Below are 20,551 nucleotides of genomic sequence, written 5' to 3'. Positions count from 1 at the left end.
TTCCACCCTCTACTTCTCTCTTGTAAATATCTTTCAGACAATGGGTTCATGACGTACGTACGCACTGGCGCTGAACGGCTGGCCACGGATCCCACCCTGGCCGGCGGCGCCCGGCTCGGCCTGATCACCAACCCCACGGGCGTCCTGCCTGATCTGACCCCCACGACGGACGCCCTCAGCGCGGCCGGAGTGCCGCTGACGGCGCTGTTCGGCCCGGAGCACGGCATGCGGGGCACCGCCCAGGCGAACGGCAGCGAGTCCGACACGATCGACCCCAGAACCGGCCTGCCCGTCTTCAACACGCACAAGGTCTCCGGCGCGGCACTGGAGGAGGTGGTGGCCGGCTCCGGGGTCGACACACTGGTGTTCGACATCGCCGACGTGGGCACCCGCTTCTACACCTACATCTGGACCATGTACGACCTGATGGCCGCGGCGAGCCGGCTGGGCCTGCGGTTCGTGGTGCTGGACCGGCCCAACCCGCTCGGCGGGACCGTCGAGGAGGGACCGCCGCTCGATCCGCAGTTCGCCAGCTTCGTCGGCAGGTTCCCGCTGCCGGTACGCCACGGCAGGACCGCGGGCGAGCTGGCCACGCTGTTCGGCTTCGACCTGGACCTGCGCGTGGTCACCATGGACGGGTGGCGGCGCGGAATGACGTTCGCCGAGACCGGGCTGCCGTGGGTGATGCCGTCGGTCAACATGCCGACCGTCGAGACCGCGTACGCCTACCCGGCCACCGGGCTGTTCGAGGGCACGAACTTCTCCGAGGGACGCGGCACCACCCGGCCGTTCGAGCTGGTCGGCGCCCCGTACGTCGATGACCGGTTCGTGCCCGCGCTCAACGCGCTCGGACTGCCCGGGGTGCGCTTCAGGGAGACCTGGTTCACGCCGACCTTCCACAAGCACGCGGGCACGACCGTGCACGGGGTCCAGCTGCACGTGCACGACCGGGAGGCGTACCGGCCGGTGCTGACCGGTCTGTCGATGCTGCACGTGGCCCGCACGCTGTACGCGGGCGAGCTGGCCTGGTGGGGGCCCGAGCTGTTCATGGACCACCTGTGGGGCTCCGACACGCTCACGAGGTGCCTGGACGCCGGGCAGGACCCACGTGCCCTCTGCCCCGACCCCGTCCATCCCGAAGGACGGCTCCTCTATTAGCGGCGCACCACAGGTCACGGGGTGAGCACCTACGGTGGCCGCGCGAAGCGGCGCACCGGAGGTGGCGGAATCCGTACCGGCGTGTGACATCACGCCAGATCGCGTCGGTAGAGCCAGAAGACGCGTTCGGCTCGCGCGCCCACGGCGCGCGAGTAGAACCGCAGCGGCCCGACCCAGCCGATCTGCGCGCTGGACAGTCCGGCGGCGCGCATCTCGGCCAGGCAGCGGCGCAGCAGCACGCCGCCCACGCCGAGCCCGCGCGCCTCGGGCGCCGTCCCCATAGGCCCGAACCAGGCGGGCCGCGCCCCCCAGGCGGCGAACCCCAGGATCCGGCCGTCGCGCTCGGCGTAGTGCAGCCCGGCGGCGTTGGCGGCCTCCCAGGCCCAGTTCTCGTTCCAGTGCTCACGCACGAACGCGACAACCCGCTCGCGGTCCGCACGCTTCCGGTCCGTCGCGAGATCCCGGTCCGTCGCGGCCGCGTGCACGCTCACTCCGGCCTCGGCCAGCCGTGCCGGCTCCTCTTCGACGGACAGGTCCGCGCCGAGGTCGGCGGTCATGTTCCAGGCCACGTGATAGCGCTCGTAGCCGAGACTCTCCGCCAGGCACGCGGCCGCGGTGTAGCGCACGTCGATGCCCGGCCAGGCGTAGCAGGGCGGGTTCCCGGCGAAGCGCGCCTGCCTCGCTCCCGCCGACCGCAGCCACTCCTCGGCCGCGCGGACCAGCTCCCGGCCGTGTCCCCGGCCCCGCACCTCGGGGTGTACGGCCAGCAGGTCGATATGTCCGATGGCCGGATCCTTGGCCGACACGGAGGCCATGACGACCCCGCCATCGATCACCAGGGCGGTCCAGCGCCGACCGGCGGGCGGGTTCGCCAACCGGTCGACGAGGGCGGGACCCTCGCCCGAGTCCAGCGTGAGCGCCGCCCGCGCCACCTCCGCGGCGTCCCGCAGCTCCTCGGAGCCGCTCGCCTCCCGGACAGGCGTCACGGTGTCGCCGACGTGGGCCACGGGGTCACACCTCGCTCATCGGGCGGGCGATGACGCTGCGCCGCTGCGGGTAGTAGCAGGCGTGCTCCTGCGGAACACCCTCCGTCACCTGGAGCAGCGGTCGCTCGTCCGTGCATCCGTCACCGCGGAACGGGCACCGGGCCGCGAACAGGCACCCACTCTCGGACTGGGCCTCGGTGAACGACTCCAGCGGCACCACCGGCTCCTCACCGGGCCGCTCCAGCCCGTGCAGCACGGGGATGGCCGACAGCAGCGACTGCGTGTACGGATGCACCGGGTCGGCGATGATCGTGTCCACCGGCCCGCGCTCCACGACCTGGCCGCGGTAGATCACGTACAGCTCGCCGTCACCGCCGATGTAGCGCGCGGTGGCCACGTCGTGCGTGATGAACAGCACGCTGACGCCCAGCCGCTCGCGCAGGTCCTTCAGCAGCGCCAGGATGCCGAGCCGCAGCGACACGTCGATCATCGAGACCGCCTCATCGGCGACGAGCATCTCGGGGTCGACGGTCAGCGCGCGGGCGATCACGACGCGCTGCCGCATGCCGCCCGAGAGCTGGTGCGGGTAGCGCGACAGGACCGTTCCTGGGTCGAGGCCGACCAGCGACAGCACCTCGGCGGCCCGCTCGTCGATCCACTTCTTGGGCCGGCCGGTCTGCCCGGCCCGCAGCGCCAGCGGCGCCTGGAGGGTCTGGTAGATCGTCCGGGTCGGGTTCAGCGCCGAGTAGGGGTCCTGGTGGATCATCTGGATCTTGCGGAAGTGCGGCTGCCGCTGCTTGACCTTCAGCGGCGACATGGGCGTCCCGTCGATCGCGATCTCGCCCGCGTCGTAGGTCTCCAGCCCGGCGATGATGCGCCCGAGCGTGGTCTTGCCGCAGCCCGACTCGCCGATGAACGACGCGGACCCGCCCTTGGCGATCGCGAAGTCCACGCCGCGCAGCGCCGGGACCTCCCGCTTGCCGAGCATGTTGCCGCGCTGCTTGTACGTCTTGGTGATGCCCGTCCCGGTAATCACGAAGCGTGCTCCTTCACCGTCACCGCGTGGCAGGCCACGATCCTCGCCCCGTCCGCCACCACCGAGGGATCGACGGTGTCGCACACGTCCATCCGCTGCGGGCAGCGCTCCCTGAACACGCAGCCCTCCTTGGGCACCGTGACCAGCGTCGGCGGCCGTCCCGGCAGCGCCTGGGCCTCGTCGATGTCGCCGACCAGCCGGGGGATCGCCTTGATCAGGCCCCTGGTGTAGGGATGGCGGGGCGCGCCCAGCACCTGCCTGGTGGGCCCCTGCTCCACCAGGCGTCCGCCGTACATGACCGCGAGCCGGTCGGCCACCTCGGCCACCACGCCGATGTCGTGCGTGATCACCAGGGTGGTCAGGCCGCGCTCGGCGTGCACCTCGCGGACGATCTTCAGGATGTTCGCCTGGGTGATCATGTCCAGTGCGGTCGTCGGCTCGTCCAGCACCACCAGGTGCGCGTTGAGCACCAGTGCCAGCATGATGCCGACCCGCTGCCGCATACCGCCGGACAGCTCGTGCTGGTGCGAGTCCAGCACTCTGGCCCCGTCGAGGCCCATCCGGCCCAGCAGTTCCCTGGCCTCGCGGACCAGGCCGCGCGGGTCCTCGACGCCGTGCGAGCGGCCCAAATCGAGCAGCTGCTTGCCGACGGTCTTGAGCGGGTTGAGCGAGTTCTGGGCGGCCTGGAAGACGTACCCGATGTGGGCGCCCCTGGCCTTGCGCAGCTGCTCGCCCGCGAGCCCGACCACGTCGCCGAGCCCGTCGATCTCCACGCTGCCCGCTGCGATCCTGCCCGGCGGCTGCACCGCGTTGAGCAGCGACAGGGCCAGCGTGGACTTGCCGGAGCCGGATTCGCCGACGATGCCGGTGATCGTGCCGGGCTCCAGGGTCAGGCTGATGCCGCGTACGGCGGGCAACTCGCCCGCCGGCGTCTTGTAGACGACCGTGAGGCCGTCGATGCGCACTCCCGGCGCTTGGTCCGCCACTGCTACTCCTCACGCAGCCGGGGGTTGAAGATCTCGTCCATGGCGTCGACCACGAGCACGATGCCAAGGGTGAGCAGCAGGATCGCCAGCAGCGGCCCCAGCAGATAACCGAGGGCGTTGGGCGTGATCATGGCGCCCGCCTGGAACACGGCCAGGTTGAGCATCACGCCCCAGTTGTTCGCCTCGTACGGCAGCACACCCAGGAAGAACAGGCCCACCTGCGCGTAGACGGCGCCGGTGACCGCGATGAGCATGTTCATCGCGATGTACGGAGCCATGCTGGGCAGCAGTTCCTTGCTGATGATGTGCCTCGTGGACAGGCCCAGCCCGCGCGCGGCCTCGATGAAGCCGCGTTCGCGCAGGGACAGCGTCTGGGCGCGCACGGCCCGCGCCACCCCGCCCCAGCCGAGCAGGCCGAGCACCAGGCCCATCTGGATCGGGCTGCCGAACTTCCAGACCATCGCCAGGACCAGCAGCAGCGGCAAGGCGGGGATGGTGAGCTTCATGTCGGTGATCCGCATGAGCACGCTGTCCCAGCGGCCCCGCTTGAACCCGGAGAACAGGCCGAGCGTCGTGCCGAAGACCACCGTGATGACCGCTGTCACCGCGGCGCTGAGCAGCACGTAGCGGGAGCCGGTGATGACCAGCGCGAGCACGTCCCTGCCCTGCGGATCGGTGCCGAACCAGTGCGCCCAGCTCGGCGCCTGGGTGATGGCGTTGGAGTCGTCCGGCAGCTGGTCCGGATAGAACATCGGCCCGAAGGCGCCCATGAACGCGAAGCCGGCGACGATGACCGCACCGGCCAGCCGGCTCGGCTTGCGCTTCATCACCCGCCAGACGCCTAGCCAGAAGTTACGGCGCATGGTCGCGGCGGCGGACGCCGTCTCAGGGATGAGCACGGTGCTCATGTCGAGTCCTCTCCGCTGCGTACCCGCGGGTCGATCACCGTGTAGAACAGGTCGGCCACGATGTTCGCCACGATGACGGCGGCGGTGATCAGCAGGAACGCCCCGCCCATCAGCGCGTAGTCCCGGGTGTTGATGCTCTCGATGAGCAGCCACCCGAGGCCGGGATAGTTGAAGATCTTCTCGATGAACACCGCGCCGCCGAGGAGCAGCCCGAGGGACAGGGCGAGGATCGTGAACAGCGGCAGGATCGCGTTGCGCGCGATGTAGCGGAAGATGATCGAGCGCTTCATGCCGCGCAGCTCGGCGGCCAGGATGAAGTCGTCGCCGAGCACGGTGACCACGCTCGACTTCATCGCCAGCACCCAGCCGCCGTAGGCCGACAGCGCGTAGGTGGCGATCGGCAGCACCGCGTGCTCGGCCAGTGAGCCGAGGTAGCCGGCGTTGAAGCCCGGCTCGAACATGATGTCCACCGGCCCGTCGGCGGGCAGGATGGGGATGAGCGTGGCGAAGATGACCACGAGCAGCATAGCCAGCACATACTGCGGAATGCCGTGCAGCAGCGAGCCGGAGATGGCCAGGGCGTCGCCCAGCTTGCTCTTGCGCTTGATGGCCGCGTAGACGCCGAGGATGACGCCGACGAGGAAGCTGAGCAGCGTGCCCCCCAGCACCGGCAGGATGGTCCACTTGGCCGCCTCGCCGAGCACGCCGAGCACGGGCTGTCCCGGACGGCTGACCGAGGTACCGAGGTCGAAGTGGAGCAGCCCGCCGATGTAGTCGGTGTACTGCTGCCACAGCGAGCCCGTCGGCTGGAACCCGTACAGCACCTTGACGGTCTGCGTGGCCGCCTCCGGAGCCATGCCGCCCTGGAGCAGCTTCTCGTACTGGGCCGCTATGGGGTCGCCCGGGATGTTGTTGATGATGAAGAAGCTGATCGTCGCCACAACGAGGATCATGACGAAACCGCGGGCCAGGTGGCCCGCGAGTCGTCGTGCGATAAGTGTCATAAGTTACTGCTTCGACTTGACCATGCCGAGCTGGATCCACACACCGGACGCGAGCACGCCGGTGCCGAGACGAAGGATCTCGTCGTCGTGGGGCCAGCCGGTGAATCGGCTGTTGTTGACGAACTGGTTGTTGACGTAGTCCCAGAGCTGGATGACCGGCAGGTCCTGGTTGGCCGCCGTCGCCAGCTGCGCCATGATCGGCTTGGCCGCCTCCTCGTTGGCCGAGTTCAGCTTGCCGGTCAGCTCACCCGGGTCGATCTTTGCGCCGTCGACCTCGATCTGCTCGGGGCCGCCCATCCAGTTGCCGTTCTTGCCCGCCGGGGAGTGCTCGATCTTGCCCGCGACGTTGGTCCAGCCGTTGGAGGCGCCGTAGAGCCGCTGGAAGATGTCGTACGGCGCCGGGCCGAGCGCCATGAGCCAGAAGCCCACGTCGTACTTGCCCGCCGCCAGCTCCTCAAGGTAGACGGGGAAGTCGGGGCTGGTCTGGATCTCCGCGTCGATGCCGGCCTTGACCAGCTGGCTCTTGATGTTCTCCTGCGCCGACAGCCAGTCGGAGAAGCCGGCCGGCGCGTGCATGGACACCTTCCACGGCTTGCCGTCGGCCAGCGTCCACTTGCCGTCCTTCTTCGTCAGCCCGGCCGACTTGAACTCCGCTTCGGCCTTCGCCGCGTCGGGCTTGTACGGGTCGAGCTTCGGAAGCGTGTCGGGGATCCAGGCCTGCGCGGCCTTCTGGTGGATGCCGCTGGTGGTGACGGCCGGGGTGCCGCCCTCGGGCGAGGCGACCTTGGTGACCTGGTCGCGGTCGATGAGGTAGGCCAGGCCCCTGCGCACGTGCACGTTGTCGTAGGGCTTCTTGGACTGGTTGAAGGCCATGCCCACGGCGACCGGCGAGTAGCCCTTGATGACCTCGTTGCCCGGGCCCTGCTTGATCCGGTTCATCACGTCCGTGGGAGCGGCGACGAACCCGGACTGATCGAGCTTGCCGGCGGTGAGGTAGTTCCAGATCTGCTCGTTGCCGGTGTAGTTGAGCAACTTCACCTGCGACGGGGCCACGTTGGCGGCGTTGAAGAAGTTCTTGTTCTTGACCAGCAGGGCTTCTCCGGGATTGACCCGCTCCAGCACGAACGGACCGGCGGAGACGTCCTTGGGCGGGGCGAAGGCGATCACCTTCTGGCCCAGGGCGGTGATCTCCGCGCGGGCCTTCTCCGCCTCCGCGCCGTCGCCACGGGCGGCTTTCAGCTTGTCCCAGAAGTCCGCGGGAAGGACGCTGCTCCACACGTGGGCGGGCAGGACGGCCGTGTCGAGCACGCCGCGGGCGAACTTCGGACTGGGGCTGGCCATGTCCTGCGTGATCTTCAAGGTCTGGTTGTCGACGACCGTGACCTCCGCGGCGGCGCCCGCCGCGCCCGGGGTGACCGAGAAGGCCGTGCTCCCCTGCGTGTAGGCGATGCCGATGGACATCTTGACGTCCTCGGCGGTGACCGGCTTGCCGTCGGACCACTTGGCGTTCGGCTGGAGCTTCAGCGTGATCGCGGAGTTGTCCGGCGCGATCTCCCAGCTCGCCGCGATGCCGGGCAGAGCCTGGTTCGGGTCCGTCAGGTGGTTCTTGACCCACGCGATTCTCATCGCGTTGAAGCCCGAGAACGAGTTGCCCTTGGGGTTGTATGGGTTGGCCGGGGCCGAGGCATCGAGGCCCGGCCTGTTGACGTCGATCGTGGTGAAGAGCCCGCCACCGCCGCCCGAGCTGGACTTGTTGGTGGAGCCACTGCTGCACGCTGTGGCAGTGGCCAGGCCCAGCAACGCTACTACCGCCGCTAGTCGCTTCATGTACCGCTCCGGGGAGTGTCGGACCTGTTGAGGATCGCGTGGGATTAGCCGGACCCTACGGTCACGCACAGGTCACGTCAATAATCTCCAGGTGTTGTGAGGCTAATGTAACTTTCCTTCATGCCCCATGTCGATGGCGCTCGGCGCCATTAGGCCAGCATAAGCACCGCAGCCCCGTTGACCTGCCCGTCTGCAAGATCGCGGAGCCCGGAGGCCGCCCTGTCAAAGGGATAGGGCGTCGTCGTCACGTGCGGCGGACGCCCGAATGCCAGGTCCAGATAGGCCCGTCCGTCGGCCCGGGTGTTGGCGGTCACGCTCCGTAGTGTTCTCTCCTGGAAGAGGTGGCGCTCGTAGTTCAGCGGGGGGATGTCGGTGAGGTGGATCCCGGCCACGGCGAGCGTGCCGCCCCGGTCGAGCGCCGCCAGCGCCACGGGCACCAGATCGCCCACGGGCGCGAACAGGATGGCCGCGTCCAGCGGCTCGGGCGGACGGTCTCCGGCGGAGGCGGCGCCCAGCTCCAGGGCCAGCTCCCGGGCGGCGCGGGACCTGGTGACCACGTGGACGACGGCCCCTCGGGCGATCGCCGCCTGCGCGGTCAGGTGGGCGGACGCGCCGAACCCGTAGACCCCGAGCCGCCCGCCTTCCGGCAGGTCGGAGCGGAGCAGCGCCCGATAGCCCACGATCCCGGCGCACAGCAGGGGCGCCAGCTTCTCGGCGGGCGCCCCTTCGGGCAGGGCGTAGACGTAGGCGGCGGGCACGGTCAGATACTCAGCGTAACCGCCGTCGGCATCCCACCCGGTGTAGGCCGACGAAAGGCAAAGATTTTCTTTACCGTCCAGGCAGTACCGGCAGGCCCCACAGGTCCACCGCAGCCACGCGACCCCCACCCGCTGCCCCACGTCCCCGTCCCCGCCGACCACGCGCCCGACCACCTGGTGGCCGGGCGAGATCGCGGGGTGGCGGGGCGGCAGGTCACCTTCGACGAGGTGCAGGTCGGTCCGGCAGACACCGCACGCCTCGACCTGGACCAGCACCTCTCCGACGCCCGGCTCCGGCATGGGCTTGTCCGCCATGACCAGCAGCCGGTCCGGATCCGGAATCCATGCCTTCATCGGGCCCCCTTCAGCTCAGGACGCCAGCCGGGACAGCGCCAGCGAGGCGTACAGGGCGGCGCCGTCCGGCAGCACGGAGTCGTCGAACCGCGCCTCGGGGGAGTGGTTGTACGGCGCGGTGGCCGGATCGCGGTCGGGCGGGCACGCCCCCAGGAAGACGAATGCCCCGGGGACGGCCTGCAGCACGTACGAGAAGTCCTCCGAGCCCATCACCGGCTGCGGCGAGACGAAGTAGCGCCCGGGCCCGAACAGCTCCTCGGCGGTCCTGGAGACGAAATCCGCCTCGGTGGGATCGTTCACGGTGACCGGGTAGCCCATGCCGAACGACGCCTCGACCGACAGGCCGTGGGCGGCCGCGACGCCTTCGACCACCTCCACCAGTCGCCGCTTCACCAGCTCCCGGTTGCCCGGCGAGAACGTGCGCACCGTCGCCTCGAAGCGCGCCTCATCGGGGATCACGTTGTCGGTCGTGCCTCCGTGGAAGGACCCGACCGTGACCACGACGGGGTCGAACACGTCGAACGTCCTGGTCACCATCGCCTGCAGCGACGTCACCATCTCGCAGCCCGCCTGAATGGGGTCGAGCGCGCGGTGCGGGCTGGAGCCGTGCCCGCCGCGCCCCTTCACCGTCACCTCGAACACGTCGGCCGCGGCCATGAGCGGCCCGGGCCGGGAGGCGAACAGGCCCGGCGGCAGCATCGACGAGACGACGTGCATCCCGTACGCGGCGATCGGCCGCGCGCCCGCCGCGTCCAGCACACCCTCCTTGATCATGTGCTTGGCGCCCTCGTGGCCCTCCTCGCCCGGCTGGAACATGAAGATGACGTCCCCGGCCAGCTCCGCCCGCCGCGCGCTGAGCAGGTGCGCGGCCCCGGCGAGCATGGCGGTGTGCAGGTCGTGGCCGCACGCGTGCATCTGCCCGTCGATCTGCGAGCGGTAGGGCAGATCGTTGCGCTCGGTGACCGGCAGCGCGTCCATGTCGCCGCGCAACAGCACCGCGGGACCCGGCCGGCCGCCCCTGAGCACGGCGGTGATCGAGCTGAGCGTCTTCCCGGTGGTGATCTCCAGGGGCAGCCCGTCGAGCGCCGTCAGGACCTTCTCCTGGGTACGCGGCAGCGCGAGGCCGATCTCAGGAGTGGTGTGCAGTGACCGACGCAGCCGGACGAGCTCGTCCCGCAGGTCGCGCGCGGATTCGGTGAACGACATGAACAACATTCTTCATGTGCTGGTCGGGAAGTCGATAAGGGACACTCGGTACGATGGGCCGCGTGACTCAGCGTAAGCGGATCAACTCCTGGCTTTCCGACATGGACGGCGTTCTCGTACACGAGGGCAGACCCGTCCCGGGTGCGGACGTGTTCATCAAGCGGCTCAGCGAGTCCGGCAAGAAATTCCGGGTGCTGACGAACAACTCCATCTACACCCAGCGCGACCTGTCGGTACGCCTGGCGGCCGCCGGCCTGGACGTGCCCGCCGAGTCGATCTGGACCTCGGCGCTGGCCACCGCCCAGTTCCTCGACGACCAGCGGCCGGGCGGCTCCGCCTACGTGATCGGCGAGGCCGGGCTGACCACCGCGCTGCACGAGGTCGGCTACGTGCTGACCGACCTCGACCCCGACTACGTGGTGCTCGGCGAGACCCGTACCTACAGCTTCACGCAGATCACCCGGGCGATCCGCCTCATCGAGGGCGGCGCCCGCTTCATCGCCACGAACCCGGACCCGGTCGGCCCGTCCACCGAGGGCTCGCTGCCCGCCTGCGGCGCGGTCGCGGCCATGATCACCAAGGCCACCAACGTCGAACCCTACTTCGTCGGCAAGCCCAACCCGCGGATGATGCGCAGCGCGCTCAACGAGATCGAGGCCCACAGCGAGACCACCGCGATGATCGGCGACCGGATGGACACCGACATCGTGTGCGGGATGGAGGCCGGGCTCTACACCATCCTGGTGCTCACCGGCGTCACCCAGCGCGAGCAGATCGACCGCTTTCCCTACCGGCCGTCGCTGGTGGTCGACTCGGTGGCGGATCTCATCGACCTGATCTGAACCTGACACCGGTTGACAGGTAAGCCTGGGAAGGTGGTCCGCATGACGCGCATCTATCTGGAGGTCGGCCCCAAGAAGGTCTTCGCCTGCTCGCTGGAGTGGCCCGGCTGGTGCCGCGTGGCCAAGGGCGAGGAGGCGGCCATCGACCTGCTCGTGGACTACGCGCCCCGCTACCGGCTGATCGCCGAGCGGGCCGGGCTGCCGTTCGAGCCGGGCGATCCCGTGGTGGTCGCCCGAGAGCCGGGCACCGACATGACCGACTTCGGCGCGCCGTTCGCGATCCCCGAGCTCGACCAGGAGCCGATCGACGCCGACACCGCGCGCCGCCACGTGGCGTTGCTGCGCGCCGCGTGGGAGCTGTTCGACGAGGTCGTCGCCGAGTCGCCGGAGGAGCTGCGCAAGGGGCCGCGGGGCGGCGGGCGTGACCTGTCGAAGGTCGCGGCGCACGTCGCGGAGGCGGAGCGTTCCTATGCCCGGAAGGTGGACGTACGGCACAAGCCGTACAAGAGCCCGGCCGACCGCGACGCCATGCGCGAGGAACTGGCCGAGGTGCTGTCACGCCCCTGGCAGCCGCCGCAGACCACCGGCTGGCCGCCCGCCTACGCCCTGCGGCGGACGGCCTGGCACGTCATCGACCATCTGTGGGAGATCGAGGACCGCCGATGAGACGCGGCAGCGCGCTGATGTTGCGCGACAGGTAGGCGGCCACGGCCTCGGGGACGACGTGCCGGGAGGTGATCTCCGCCTCCCGCAGCGGCAGCCGCACGACCTCGTAGACCCCGCGCGAGGGGTCCTCGAACTCGGGCCCGTGCCGCAGGGCCGGGTCTATGTCGATCAGGCGGCAGCCATATACGTGCTGAGTCTTGACCTCGCCCTGCCACGGATAGGTGACCGTGGTCAACGGGGTCACGCCCGAGACCGTCGCGCCCAGCTCCTCCAGCAGCTCCCTGTGCAGCGTGTGCTCCAGGGTGGCGTCCTCGGGCTCGACATGGCCGCCTGGTACGGACCAGTAGACCTGGTGCCCCGGCACCGTCCGGCGGAAGATCACTAATCGCTCATCATGGTCAAGGAGGACGCCACGGAAACTCGGTCGCATACGACCACCCTATTTGGCCGGTACGACCTTCGGGTAGCCTAACTTACGGTACCGTAACCTACAGGGAGACGATCTTGATGGCGATGACGCAGACGCAACTTCTGCACGAGCTGGAGCCCGTGGTCGCCGGGGAGCTGGACCGCCACAACGCGATGGCGAAAGAGTGGTTCCCGCACGAGTACATTCCGTGGAGCGAAGGCCGCGACTTCGACGGCGTCTACGGCGGCGAGGCCTGGCAGGACAGCGACTCGAAGCTGCCCGAGGCCGCCCGGGTCTCGCTCATCGTCAACCTCCTCACCGAGGACAACCTGCCCAGCTACCACCACGAGATCGCCACGACGTTCGGCCGTGACGGCGCGTGGGGCACCTGGGTGCAGCGCTGGACCGCCGAGGAGGGCCGGCACGGCGTCGCGATCCGCGACTACCTCACGGTGACGCGCGCGGTCGACCCGGTCGCGCTGGAGCGCGCCCGCATGACGCACATGGAGGCGGGCTTCACCACCGAGTACGGCACCATGCTGGAGCAGCTCGCCTACGTCTCCTTCCAGGAGCTGGCCACCCGCATCGCGCACCGCAACACCGGCCGGGCCTCCGGCGACGAGGGCTGCGAGCGGCTGCTGGCCAGGATCGCCGCCGACGAGAACCTGCACATGCTCTTCTACCGCAACCTGCTCAAGGCCGCCTTCGAGCTGGACCCCAACCAGACCATGCGCGCCGTCACCGACGTCGTGAAGACCTTCCAGATGCCCGGCTCCAGCATCGAGGGCTTCACCCGCAAGGCGATGATCATCGCCCACGAGGGCATCTACGACATGCGCCTGCACCTGGACGACGTGCTCATGCCGGTGCTGAAGCAGTGGGCGGTGTTCGACAAGACCGGCCTCGACGCGGGCGGCGAGCAGGCCCGGGAGGAACTGGCCGAGTTCCTGGCCAAGACGGAGGCGACGGCGGCCAGGTTCGTCGAGCGCCGGGCCGAGCGCAAGGCCCGCGCCGCCTTGCGATGATCGAGTTGCCGGGCCGCTTCTACGCCGCCCGGCTCGATTCCTGGCCCGGTCGAGTGCGTCCGGTCGCTGCGTGGCCGGATCTCGCGGGCCAGGCTCGTCCGCCGATCACCAGCCGTAGCCGAACGGCTCGCGCGGCCGGTAAGGGGCCTCCAGGCGGGCGACCTCGTCAGGGGTGAGGACGAGGTCCACGGCGGCGAGCGCGTCGTCGAGGTGGCCGGGGCGCGTCGCCCCCACGATCGGCGCGGCGACGGCGCCGTTCCCCGCCTTCTCGCCGAGCAGCCAGGCCAGGGCCACCCGCGCGGGCGGCACGCCGCGCTCCCCGGCGACGGCCCGCAGCGCCGCCACGACGCCGTCGTTCTCGGGCGCACGGTCCTCGTGCGCCGCCCTGGTGGTGGCCCGCCCCTCTCCGCCGGCCAGCAGGCCGCGGGCGAGCGGACTGTACGGCAGCACGCCCAGCCCCTGGTCGGCACAGTAGGGGAGCACCTCACGCTCCTCCTCCCGGTAGGCGAGGTTGTAGCGGGTCTGCATCGCCACGAACCTGGTCAACCCTGCCGCCTTCGCCACATGCTGCGCCTTGGCCAGCTGCCAGCCGTACATGAGAGAAGCCCCGATATAGCGGGCCTTGCCCGCCCTGACCACGTCGTCCAGCGCCCGCATGGTCTCCTCGATGGGCGTCTCATCGTCCCAGCGGTGGATCTGGTAGAGATCGACGTGGTCGGTGCCGAGCCGCCGCAGCGACGCGTCGATCGAGTCCAGGATGTGCTTGCGCGACAACCCGCGATCGTTGACCCCGTTGCCCATGGGGTAACCGACCTTGGTCGCCAGTACGTAGTCGTCGCGGCGGTCGAAGAGGCGGCGCAGCAGGCTGCCGGTGATCTCCTCGCTGACGCCGCCGGAATACATGTCGGCGGTGTCGAAGAAGGTCACCCCGCCGTCCACCGCCCGGCGCACGATCGGCTCGGCGGCCTCCTCGGGCAGGAACCAGGGCGAGTCCGCCGGGTCGCCGTAGCTCATCATGCCCAGGCCGATCCGCGACACCTTCAGGCCCGACATTCCCACCCGTACGTAGTCCATGGGCCCATCATCCGGTAAGCCCGTGCCCCCTCTTGACTCAGAGATGGTCTTGGACATCCGCGACATCGGGAAGGTTCAGGACTACGGGCCACACATCAACATCCCTGGGAGTGAAGGGTGAGAATCTTCGGGATCGCCGCGAGCCTCCAGGCGGGATCGTTCATCACCAGGCTGCTGGAGGCGATGGAGGGGGAGCTGCCCCGGGGGGCGCGCCTGGAGTGCTGGCGGGGGCTCGGCACGGTTCCGCCCCACTCACTCGGTCCCGTACCGGAGCAGGTCGGGGGCCTGCTCCGCAAGCTGGACGAGTCCGACGCGGTGCTGATCACCGCGCCCGAGCACAGCCTGCTCCCGGCTGAGCTGAGCCACGCGCTGCGCTGGATGTCGAGCGGCGGGCGCCTGGCGGGCAAGCACGTCGCCGTGATGAGCGCCAGCGTGCGCGCCTGCGGAGCCATGTGGGCGCAGGCCGAGCTGTTCAAGGAGCTCACCGGCGCGGGCGCGGTCGTGATGGGCACGGAGTTGGTGCTCTCGCCCACCTGCCCGCACTTCGACGACCAGGGCCGTCTGACGGCGCTCTACCTGCGCGACCAGGTACGTGAAGTGATCGGCCAGCTCTGCCCCGTACCGCACAGGACGCGGCCCGTGTTCACGCCCCGCCTCGTCCTGGCGGGCCCTTCTGCATAATCCTGGCTGAAGGGTCAGGGGCTGCGGCGCATGCGTTTGACGTCGGAGCGGAGCTTCTTGGTGGCGATGCGGCGCTCGACCGAGCCCCGGCTGGGCTTGGTGGCGCGGCGGCGCTTGGGCGGGGGCGCGATGGCCTCGCGGATGCGCTGGGCCAGGCGCTGTTCGGCGGCCTCGCGGTTGCGCAGCTGGGAGCGGTATTCAGAAGCGGCGATGGTGATCGTGGGGGAGCCGAGCCGGTCGAGGGCGCGAGCCTTGAGCTCCGGCGGCAGCGCCGTGGTGGCGGACACGTCGAAGACGAGCTCGACCCGGCTGTCCGTGGTGTTGACGCCCTGGCCGCCCGGGCCTGAAGAGCGGGAGAAACGCCAGACGAGCTCGGCGTCCGGGATGACGACCGAGTCGTTGACGACCAGCGGGCCGGGCATGGCGGGGTGCTCCTGTTCCTCACGGTGGAATGTCACCGTACCTGAGCGACATATGCCCAAAGCAATGGGATTTTCAATAACAGACGCCGCTGCGACTATGGAATGAACGATCTGTGGGGGAGGCCGATTCCGTGGTGCAGGCGACGGCTGGTGGGCGGTCGCAAACGATCCGCAAGTGAGGTGTGTCACCATCGCCTGGAATCACGGGGAAACTGGGAGGGCGCTGTGGCGGGCATCGTCGGCGTGCACGGGATCGGCAAGTACAACTACTACGTGGCGGCAGGCAACTCCGCGACCGGGGCGGCGGAGGCGATGCGCCTCAAGTGGGACCGCTATCTGCAGGCGGCCCTCGGAGGAGAGAGCCAGGCGTACTTCAGCGAGGTGGCCTACTTCTCCCACCTGCTGCACGACGGCCGGCCCACGGAGGGCCCGCAGGCGTTCGCGGGCATGCAGGGCTCCGCCCAGCAGGTGCTCGTCGGCTGGGCCAGGAACATGGGCCTGGGCGAGCGCTTCACCGGAGCGCTCAAGTTGTTCACCGGGTGGCTGCTGGCCCGGCTCGACAGCAGGTCGGTGGCGTTCGCGTCGCTGTTCGCGCCGGAGGTGGCGGCCTACCTGACCGACCCGGCCCGGCGCGAGAGATGCCAGGAGGCCGTCCGCGACACGATCAGGAAGCACAGCCCCCGGGTGGTGATCGCCCATTCGCTGGGCAGCGTCGTGGCCTACGAGACGCTCTGGGCCAACCCCGACCTCGAGGTCGACCTGCTGATCACCCTCGGCAGCCCGCTGGGCATGCGCAACGTGGTCTTCGAGCGCCTCCTGCCCGCCCCGATCAACGGCCTCGGCAGCCGGCCCGCCGGCGTCAAGCGCTGGGTGAACATCGCCGACAAAGACGACATCGCGGCCATTCCGCCCGATCTGTGCGACAGCTTCACCGGCGTGGACGTGGAGGAACGCGTCAATCTCGACTGGATCGACTTCCACACGGCCGAGAAATACCTGGGTTGCCCGGCGCTCGACCCGCATCTGCGACCATTCCTGCCATGACGTGGATTGTCTTCGACTACGGCAACGTACTGTCCCTGCCCCAGTCCGAGTCCGACGCCGACGAGATGGCCCAGGCGGTGAACGCCGATCCCGAGGCGTTCAAGCGGGGCTACTGGGAGCACCGCCTGGAGTTCGACCGGGCGGCGCTGTCTCCGGCCGCCTACTGGTCGGCGGTGCTCGGCCGGCCGGCCACCATCGCCGAGATCGCCCGGCTGGTCGCGATGGACGTGGCCAGCTGGGCCTACCCGGACGAGGGGACGGTCGCCATCCTGAACGATCTCCTGGACGACGGCGGCAACGTGGCCCTGCTGTCCAACGCGCCCGTCTGCCTGGCCGACGGCCTGGACGGGCTGCCCTGGATCGCGAACATCAAGCACCGCTTCTACAGCGGCAGGATGGGCCTGGTGAAGCCGGACCGGGAGATCTTCGACCGGATGGCGGCCGACCTCGACGCCGACCCGGCCGAGATCGTGTTCATCGACGACCGGGCGGAGAACGTGGCGGGGGCCGAGCGCGCGGGCATGACCGGCGTACGCTTCACCTCCGCCGAGGCGCTGCGGGAGGCGCTCAGGGGGTGAGGTGCTCAGGGGGTGAGGTGCTCAGGGCGTGAGGTGCTCAAGGCGTGAGGCGCGTTAATCGAGCGGCGGATTATCTCTTATGTGATTTATGGTGTTTCAAATGGAAAGCGCCTTTAACGTCGATCTGCGCGGTGTGGTCGACCTGCTCAGCCGCCACCTGTACTCGAGCCCTCGCGTGTACGTCCGCGAGCTCCTCCAGAACGCGGCCGACGCGATCACCGCACGCCGGGCGGCCGACCCGCAGGCGCCCGCCACGGTGACCATCGAGGTGGCCGATGGGCGGCTCAGCGTGCACGACACCGGCATCGGCCTCACCGAGGACGAGGTCCACGTGCTCCTGGCCACCATCGGCCGCTCCTCCAAGCGCGACGAGCTGGGCTTCGCCCGGCACGAGTTCCTCGGCCAGTTCGGCATCGGCCTGCTGTCCGGCTTCCTGGTGGCCGACGAGATCAGCGTGCGGACCAGGTCGGCGAGGGGCGGCCCGACCGTGCTCTGGACCGGACGCTCCGACGGCCGCTACGAGGTGACGCCGGCGGGGGAGGAGCGGGACGAGCCGGGCACCACGGTCACCCTCGCGGCGCGGCCGGACGCCGCCGAGTGGGTGACGGAGCGGACGATCACCGAGCTGGCGGAGCTGTACGGCTCGCTCCTGCCGATCGACGTCACCGTGAACGGCCGCCGCACCACCCTCGACGCCCCGCCCTGGCAGGTAAAGCACGCGTCCCCCGCGATAAGACGAAATTTCCTGCAAAAGCATGGCGCTGAGCTGTTCGGTTTCACGCCGCTCGACGTCGTCGACCTCCACGTCCCCGAAGCCGGGCTCACCGGTGTGGCCTACATCCTGCCCACTCCGGCGAACCCGGCCGTCCGCGGCGGCCACCGCGTCTACCTCAAGCGCATGCTCCTCACCGAGAGCGCCGACGGCCTGCTGCCCGACTGGGCGTTCTTCGCCCGCGGCGTCGTCGACGCGGCCGAACTGCGGCCCACCGCCAGCCGCGAGGCGCTCTACGAGGACGACCTCCTCGAACACACCCGTCTGGAGCTCGGCCGCCAGCTGCGCGCCTGGCTGGTCCGGCTGGCCGAGACCGACCCCGACGGCCTGCGCGCCTTCCTGGGTCTGCACCACCTGGGTGTCAAGGCCCTGGCCCTGCACGACGACGAGATGCTCAGGCTGGTCGATCGATGGCTGGAGTATGAGACCAGCGCCGGGCGGATGACGCTCGCCCAGTTCAGGACGAGGCACCCGAACGGCCGCTACACCACCAGTGTCGACGAGTTCCGCCAGCTCGCGGCCGTTTCCGGCGCGCAGGGCGTCGGCCTGGTCAACGGCGGCTACGTCTACGACGGCGAGATCCTGCCCCGCCTCACCCGCATCGACCCGGACGCCGGGCTGGCCCGCCTCGACCCCGCCGAGCTGGCCACCCACCTGAGCCCGCCGGACCCGGAGGCGGAACTGCGCGCCCGCCCCTTCCTCGGCGCCGCCGGGCGGGTGCTCGACCCGCTCGGCTGCGAGGTGGTGCTGCGCGACTTCGACCCGGCCTCGCTGCCCGCCCTCTACCTGACCAGCCGCGCGGCCCAGCACCACGCGGAGCTGCGCGAGGCCCGCGACGTGGGGGACGAGCTCTGGGCCGACGTACTCGGCGCGATGGAGCGCACGCTGGCGGTGGACCGGCCCAGGCTGGTGCTCAATCACCGCAACCCGCTGGTCCGCCGCGTCACCGGGCTGCCGGACCTGACCCTGGCCGCCACCGCCGTCGAGGCGTTGTACGGCATGGCGCTGCTCCACGGGCACCACCCGCTGCGGCCCGCCGACACCGCGGCGCTCAACCGCTCGTTCCTCGGCCTGCTCGACTGGGCCGTGCAAGGGGGCACGCATGACTGACCAGGTCGAGACGCTGCTGGCGGAGGCGGCGCGCCTGCCGTACGGGGAGGCCAGGACCGTCCTGGCCGAGCGGGCGCTGCGCGAGGCCGAGGCGCTGCGCGAGCCGGAGCCGGCGATCGCGGCACGGCTCGCGCTCACCCAGGCCTATCAGTACGGCGGTGAGCCCGCGAAGTCGTTCGCCACCTTCTCCCGGACCGTGGCCGCCTACGACGCCGAGCCCGGCCGGTTCACCGAGTGGCAGGCGCGCAGAGTGCTCTGGCAGTTCAAGTGGATCATGAGCGACATGCGCAGGTTCCCGGAGATCCCGCTGCGGCGGGCGCTCGACGCGCTGGACGACATGGAGCGCCGCTACCGCGAGGCCGGGACGCCCCAGGCCGTGTACGCGCAGCGCTGCCGCGTCGCGCTCCACCTCGGCGACGAGCCGGCCGTCGAGGAGTGGCTGCATCGCTGGGAGACCGCGCCGCGCGACGACCTGTCCGACTGCCGCGCCTGCGACCTCGGCGGCAGGGCGTACGTGCTGGCGTCGCTGGGCCGGTACGAGGAGGCCGTGGCCGTCGCCGGGCCCGTCGTCGCGGGCCAGTTCTCCTGCGGAGTGCAGCCGCAGAGCATCCTGTGCACCCTGCTCACGCCGTACCTCAAGACCGGGCATCTGGACGAGGCCGCGGAGGGGCACCGCCGGGCGTACCGGATCGTGCAGGGACAGATTGGATATCTGGACGACATCGGCGACCACCTGGAATTCTGCGCGCTGACCGGGAACGAGACGCGCGGGCTGGAGATCCTGGAGCGGGAGCTGCCGCTGCTGGAGCGGCCGCCGTCGCCGGCGCAGGCCGGCTCGTTCATGACCGGCGCCGCGCTGGTCCTGCGCCGCCTGATGGAGACGGGCCACGACGAGCTCACCGTACGGCGGGCCGGCCGCGACGTGCCGGTGCCGGAGCTGCACGCGGAACTGGCGGCCGGGGCGCGGGAGATCGCGGCCCGCTTCGACGTCCGAAACGGCGACGACGTCCACACGCGTCGCGTGGCGGCCACGCTGGCGGCCGAGCCGCTGGTCGCCCACCTCCCCCTCCTCTCGCCCGCCCGCCGCGGCGAGCCGGCCGGTCGGATCGACCCCGCGGACACCGACAGCCTTACGGGGGTCCGCGAGACCCGGGCCCGCACGCTGTTCGAGCTGGGCGAACACGAAGCCGGGCTGGCCGCCCTGCGCGAGGCGGGCGACCCGGCCGCGGCCATGGAGGTGGCCAAGGAGCTGGCCGACGTCGATCTGGACGTGGAGGCGGCACAGGCGTACGCGGCGGCGGCCGACCTCTACCGGGACGCCGGCGAGCTCCTCGCCGCAGGCTGCGCCATGAGGCTGCGCGCGAAGTGCGTCTACTTCGCCGGCGACGACCTCGCCGAGATCAGCGAGGCGTACGCCCAGGCCAGAGCGGTCCTGACCGCGGCGTCGGACATGGGACAGCCGGACGTGGGGGAGCCGGGCACCGGGCAGCCGGACGCGGGGCAGCGGCGGGAGGCGGCCTGGGAGCTGGCCGGGCTCGGCTACGACGAGGCCGTCGCCCTCGAGCGGGCCAAGTGCTACGAGGCAGCGGCAGAACGTTGCCAGGAAGCCCTCGACGCCTATTTGGCCCTCGACGATCAGATAGCCGCCGTGCGAGCCCGCGAGCTTCTGGAAGGACTGCGGGAAGAGACGGAGCAGGAGGACTGA

General features: G+C 70.3%; 20 protein-coding genes. 9 read left to right on the top strand and 11 right to left on the bottom strand.

Translation table 11 applies throughout. The annotated features are described in order from the left end of the window. Positions 1 to 48 precede the first annotated feature (48 nt). The gene (locus tag AB0H88_RS42315; protein ID WP_357654260.1) at positions 49 to 1,158 is read left to right on the top strand and encodes a DUF1343 domain-containing protein; all 1,110 of its coding nucleotides are present in this window, start codon (positions 49 to 51) and stop codon (positions 1,156 to 1,158) included. Positions 1,159 to 1,247: 89 nt separating this feature from the next. Here the strand turns inward: AB0H88_RS42315 and AB0H88_RS42310 are convergent, their stop codons facing one another. The 8 genes from AB0H88_RS42310 to AB0H88_RS42275 all read right to left on the bottom strand — a co-directional run bounded on the left by AB0H88_RS42310 (position 1,248) and on the right by AB0H88_RS42275 (position 10,223). Beyond that, positions 1,248 to 2,165 carry a GNAT family N-acetyltransferase gene (locus AB0H88_RS42310; protein ID WP_357654258.1) on the bottom strand — a complete coding sequence of 306 codons (918 nt, stop codon included), beginning with the start codon at positions 2,163 to 2,165 and terminating at the stop codon, positions 1,248 to 1,250. A gap of 4 nt (positions 2,166 to 2,169) precedes the next feature. Continuing rightward, the gene (locus tag AB0H88_RS42305; protein WP_357654256.1) at positions 2,170 to 3,180 is read right to left on the bottom strand and encodes an ABC transporter ATP-binding protein; all 1,011 of its coding nucleotides are present in this window, start codon (positions 3,178 to 3,180) and stop codon (positions 2,170 to 2,172) included. Beyond that, on the bottom strand, positions 3,177 to 4,166 hold the full coding sequence (locus AB0H88_RS42300; RefSeq protein WP_357654255.1) for an ABC transporter ATP-binding protein: 990 nt from the start codon (positions 4,164 to 4,166) through the stop codon (positions 3,177 to 3,179). Before AB0H88_RS42300 ends, AB0H88_RS42305 begins: the two co-directional genes overlap by 4 nt. Positions 4,167 to 4,168: 2 nt before the next feature. Then, positions 4,169 to 5,074, bottom strand: coding sequence for an ABC transporter permease (locus AB0H88_RS42295; RefSeq protein WP_357654253.1), 906 nt, complete (start codon positions 5,072 to 5,074; stop codon positions 4,169 to 4,171). Next, on the bottom strand, positions 5,071 to 6,078 hold the full coding sequence (locus AB0H88_RS42290; protein WP_357654251.1) for an ABC transporter permease: 1,008 nt from the start codon (positions 6,076 to 6,078) through the stop codon (positions 5,071 to 5,073). Before AB0H88_RS42290 ends, AB0H88_RS42295 begins: the two co-directional genes overlap by 4 nt. A 3-nt stretch (positions 6,079 to 6,081) precedes the next feature. Then, positions 6,082 to 7,905: an ABC transporter substrate-binding protein gene (locus AB0H88_RS42285; RefSeq protein ID WP_357654249.1), complete on the bottom strand. Its 1,824-nt coding sequence runs from the start codon at positions 7,903 to 7,905 to the stop codon at positions 6,082 to 6,084. Between the two features lie 149 nt (positions 7,906 to 8,054). After that, a complete protein-coding gene (locus AB0H88_RS42280; RefSeq protein WP_357654248.1) occupies positions 8,055 to 9,017 on the bottom strand; it encodes a zinc-binding alcohol dehydrogenase family protein in 963 nt (320 codons plus the stop codon). 15 nt (positions 9,018 to 9,032) lie between these two features. Beyond that, a complete protein-coding gene (locus AB0H88_RS42275; protein ID WP_357654247.1) occupies positions 9,033 to 10,223 on the bottom strand; it encodes a M20 family metallopeptidase in 1,191 nt (396 codons plus the stop codon). A 53-nt stretch (positions 10,224 to 10,276) separates the two neighbouring features. Between AB0H88_RS42275 and AB0H88_RS42270 the strand changes: the two genes are divergently transcribed. Together AB0H88_RS42270 and AB0H88_RS42265 are read left to right on the top strand one after the other, a co-directional pair. Next, complete coding sequence (locus AB0H88_RS42270) at positions 10,277 to 11,065, top strand: HAD-IIA family hydrolase (protein WP_357654246.1); 789 nt, start codon at positions 10,277 to 10,279, stop codon at positions 11,063 to 11,065. Positions 11,066 to 11,107: 42 nt separating this feature from the next. Then, positions 11,108 to 11,731 carry a hypothetical protein gene (locus AB0H88_RS42265; protein ID WP_357654245.1) on the top strand — a complete coding sequence of 208 codons (624 nt, stop codon included), beginning with the start codon at positions 11,108 to 11,110 and terminating at the stop codon, positions 11,729 to 11,731. Here AB0H88_RS42265 and AB0H88_RS42260 read toward each other — a convergent pair. Next, positions 11,694 to 12,161, bottom strand: coding sequence for an NUDIX hydrolase (locus AB0H88_RS42260; RefSeq protein WP_357654243.1), 468 nt, complete (start codon positions 12,159 to 12,161; stop codon positions 11,694 to 11,696). The two genes, AB0H88_RS42265 and AB0H88_RS42260, sit on opposite strands and share 38 nt — an antisense overlap. Positions 12,162 to 12,238: 77 nt before the next feature. Between AB0H88_RS42260 and AB0H88_RS42255 the strand changes: the two genes are divergently transcribed. Then, positions 12,239 to 13,165, top strand: a complete 927-nt coding sequence (locus AB0H88_RS42255) for an acyl-ACP desaturase (protein WP_357654241.1) — start codon at positions 12,239 to 12,241, stop codon at positions 13,163 to 13,165. Positions 13,166 to 13,270: 105 nt separating this feature from the next. Here AB0H88_RS42255 and AB0H88_RS42250 read toward each other — a convergent pair whose 3' ends face one another. Beyond that, positions 13,271 to 14,239 carry an aldo/keto reductase gene (locus AB0H88_RS42250; protein ID WP_357654239.1) on the bottom strand — a complete coding sequence of 323 codons (969 nt, stop codon included), beginning with the start codon at positions 14,237 to 14,239 and terminating at the stop codon, positions 13,271 to 13,273. Between the two features lie 117 nt (positions 14,240 to 14,356). On the opposite strand from AB0H88_RS42250, the gene AB0H88_RS42245 reads away from it, so the two are divergent. Beyond that, entirely contained in the window at positions 14,357 to 14,920 is a 564-nt protein-coding gene (locus tag AB0H88_RS42245; RefSeq protein ID WP_357654238.1) for an NAD(P)H-dependent oxidoreductase, read from the top strand. 14 nt (positions 14,921 to 14,934) lie between these two features. Here the strand turns inward: AB0H88_RS42245 and arfB are convergent, their stop codons facing one another. After that, entirely contained in the window at positions 14,935 to 15,342 is a 408-nt protein-coding gene (gene arfB / locus AB0H88_RS42240; protein ID WP_357654409.1) for an alternative ribosome rescue aminoacyl-tRNA hydrolase ArfB, read from the bottom strand. Positions 15,343 to 15,567: 225 nt separating this feature from the next. Here arfB and AB0H88_RS42235 point away from each other — a divergent pair, with 225 nt between their 5' ends. The 4 genes from AB0H88_RS42235 to AB0H88_RS42220 all read left to right on the top strand — a co-directional run bounded on the left by AB0H88_RS42235 (position 15,568) and on the right by AB0H88_RS42220 (position 20,551). Further along, complete coding sequence (locus AB0H88_RS42235; RefSeq protein WP_357654237.1) at positions 15,568 to 16,386, top strand: hypothetical protein; 819 nt, start codon at positions 15,568 to 15,570, stop codon at positions 16,384 to 16,386. Continuing rightward, positions 16,383 to 16,964 (top strand): HAD family phosphatase, encoded by a 582-nt coding sequence (locus tag AB0H88_RS42230; RefSeq protein WP_357654236.1) that lies wholly within the window; start codon positions 16,383 to 16,385, stop codon positions 16,962 to 16,964. Before AB0H88_RS42235 ends, AB0H88_RS42230 begins: the two co-directional genes overlap by 4 nt. A 100-nt stretch (positions 16,965 to 17,064) precedes the next feature. Then, entirely contained in the window at positions 17,065 to 18,846 is a 1,782-nt protein-coding gene (locus AB0H88_RS42225) for an HSP90 family protein (RefSeq protein ID WP_357654235.1), read from the top strand. Then, positions 18,839 to 20,551 (top strand): hypothetical protein, encoded by a 1,713-nt coding sequence (locus AB0H88_RS42220; protein ID WP_357654234.1) that lies wholly within the window; start codon positions 18,839 to 18,841, stop codon positions 20,549 to 20,551. The genes AB0H88_RS42225 and AB0H88_RS42220 overlap by 8 nt, the downstream gene beginning before the upstream one ends.

It is taken from the genome of Nonomuraea sp. NPDC050680 (assembly GCF_040654555.1).
In the GTDB taxonomy this organism is placed as follows: Bacteria; Actinomycetota; Actinomycetes; order Streptosporangiales; family Streptosporangiaceae; genus Nonomuraea.
Note: the sequence above shows the minus strand (reverse complement) of the source record. Positions and strands in the feature narration are given on the sequence as shown.

Bases quoted from the DNA above. Each gene is read 5' to 3' on its own strand.
- AB0H88_RS42265 (WP_357654245.1), top strand. From the start codon at position 11,108: ATGACGCGCATCTATCTGGAGGTCGGCCCCAAGAAGGTCTTCGCCTGC.
- AB0H88_RS42255 (WP_357654241.1), top strand. From the start codon at position 12,239: ATGGCGATGACGCAGACGCAACTTCTGCACGAGCTGGAGCCCGTGGTC.
- arfB (WP_357654409.1), bottom strand. From the start codon at position 15,342: ATGCCCGGCCCGCTGGTCGTCAACGACTCGGTCGTCATCCCGGACGCC.
- AB0H88_RS42260 (WP_357654243.1), bottom strand. From the start codon at position 12,161: ATGCGACCGAGTTTCCGTGGCGTCCTCCTTGACCATGATGAGCGATTA.
- AB0H88_RS42270 (WP_357654246.1), top strand. From the start codon at position 10,277: ATGGGCCGCGTGACTCAGCGTAAGCGGATCAACTCCTGGCTTTCCGAC.
- AB0H88_RS42275 (WP_357654247.1), bottom strand. From the start codon at position 10,223: ATGTCGTTCACCGAATCCGCGCGCGACCTGCGGGACGAGCTCGTCCGG.
- AB0H88_RS42225 (WP_357654235.1), top strand. From the start codon at position 17,065: ATGGAAAGCGCCTTTAACGTCGATCTGCGCGGTGTGGTCGACCTGCTC.
- AB0H88_RS42315 (WP_357654260.1), top strand. From the start codon at position 49: ATGACGTACGTACGCACTGGCGCTGAACGGCTGGCCACGGATCCCACC.
- AB0H88_RS42295 (WP_357654253.1), bottom strand. From the start codon at position 5,074: ATGAGCACCGTGCTCATCCCTGAGACGGCGTCCGCCGCCGCGACCATG.
- AB0H88_RS42230 (WP_357654236.1), top strand. From the start codon at position 16,383: ATGACGTGGATTGTCTTCGACTACGGCAACGTACTGTCCCTGCCCCAG.
- AB0H88_RS42285 (WP_357654249.1), bottom strand. From the start codon at position 7,905: ATGAAGCGACTAGCGGCGGTAGTAGCGTTGCTGGGCCTGGCCACTGCC.
- AB0H88_RS42220 (WP_357654234.1), top strand. From the start codon at position 18,839: ATGACTGACCAGGTCGAGACGCTGCTGGCGGAGGCGGCGCGCCTGCCG.
- AB0H88_RS42290 (WP_357654251.1), bottom strand. From the start codon at position 6,078: ATGACACTTATCGCACGACGACTCGCGGGCCACCTGGCCCGCGGTTTC.
- AB0H88_RS42280 (WP_357654248.1), bottom strand. From the start codon at position 9,017: ATGAAGGCATGGATTCCGGATCCGGACCGGCTGCTGGTCATGGCGGAC.
- AB0H88_RS42250 (WP_357654239.1), bottom strand. From the start codon at position 14,239: ATGGACTACGTACGGGTGGGAATGTCGGGCCTGAAGGTGTCGCGGATC.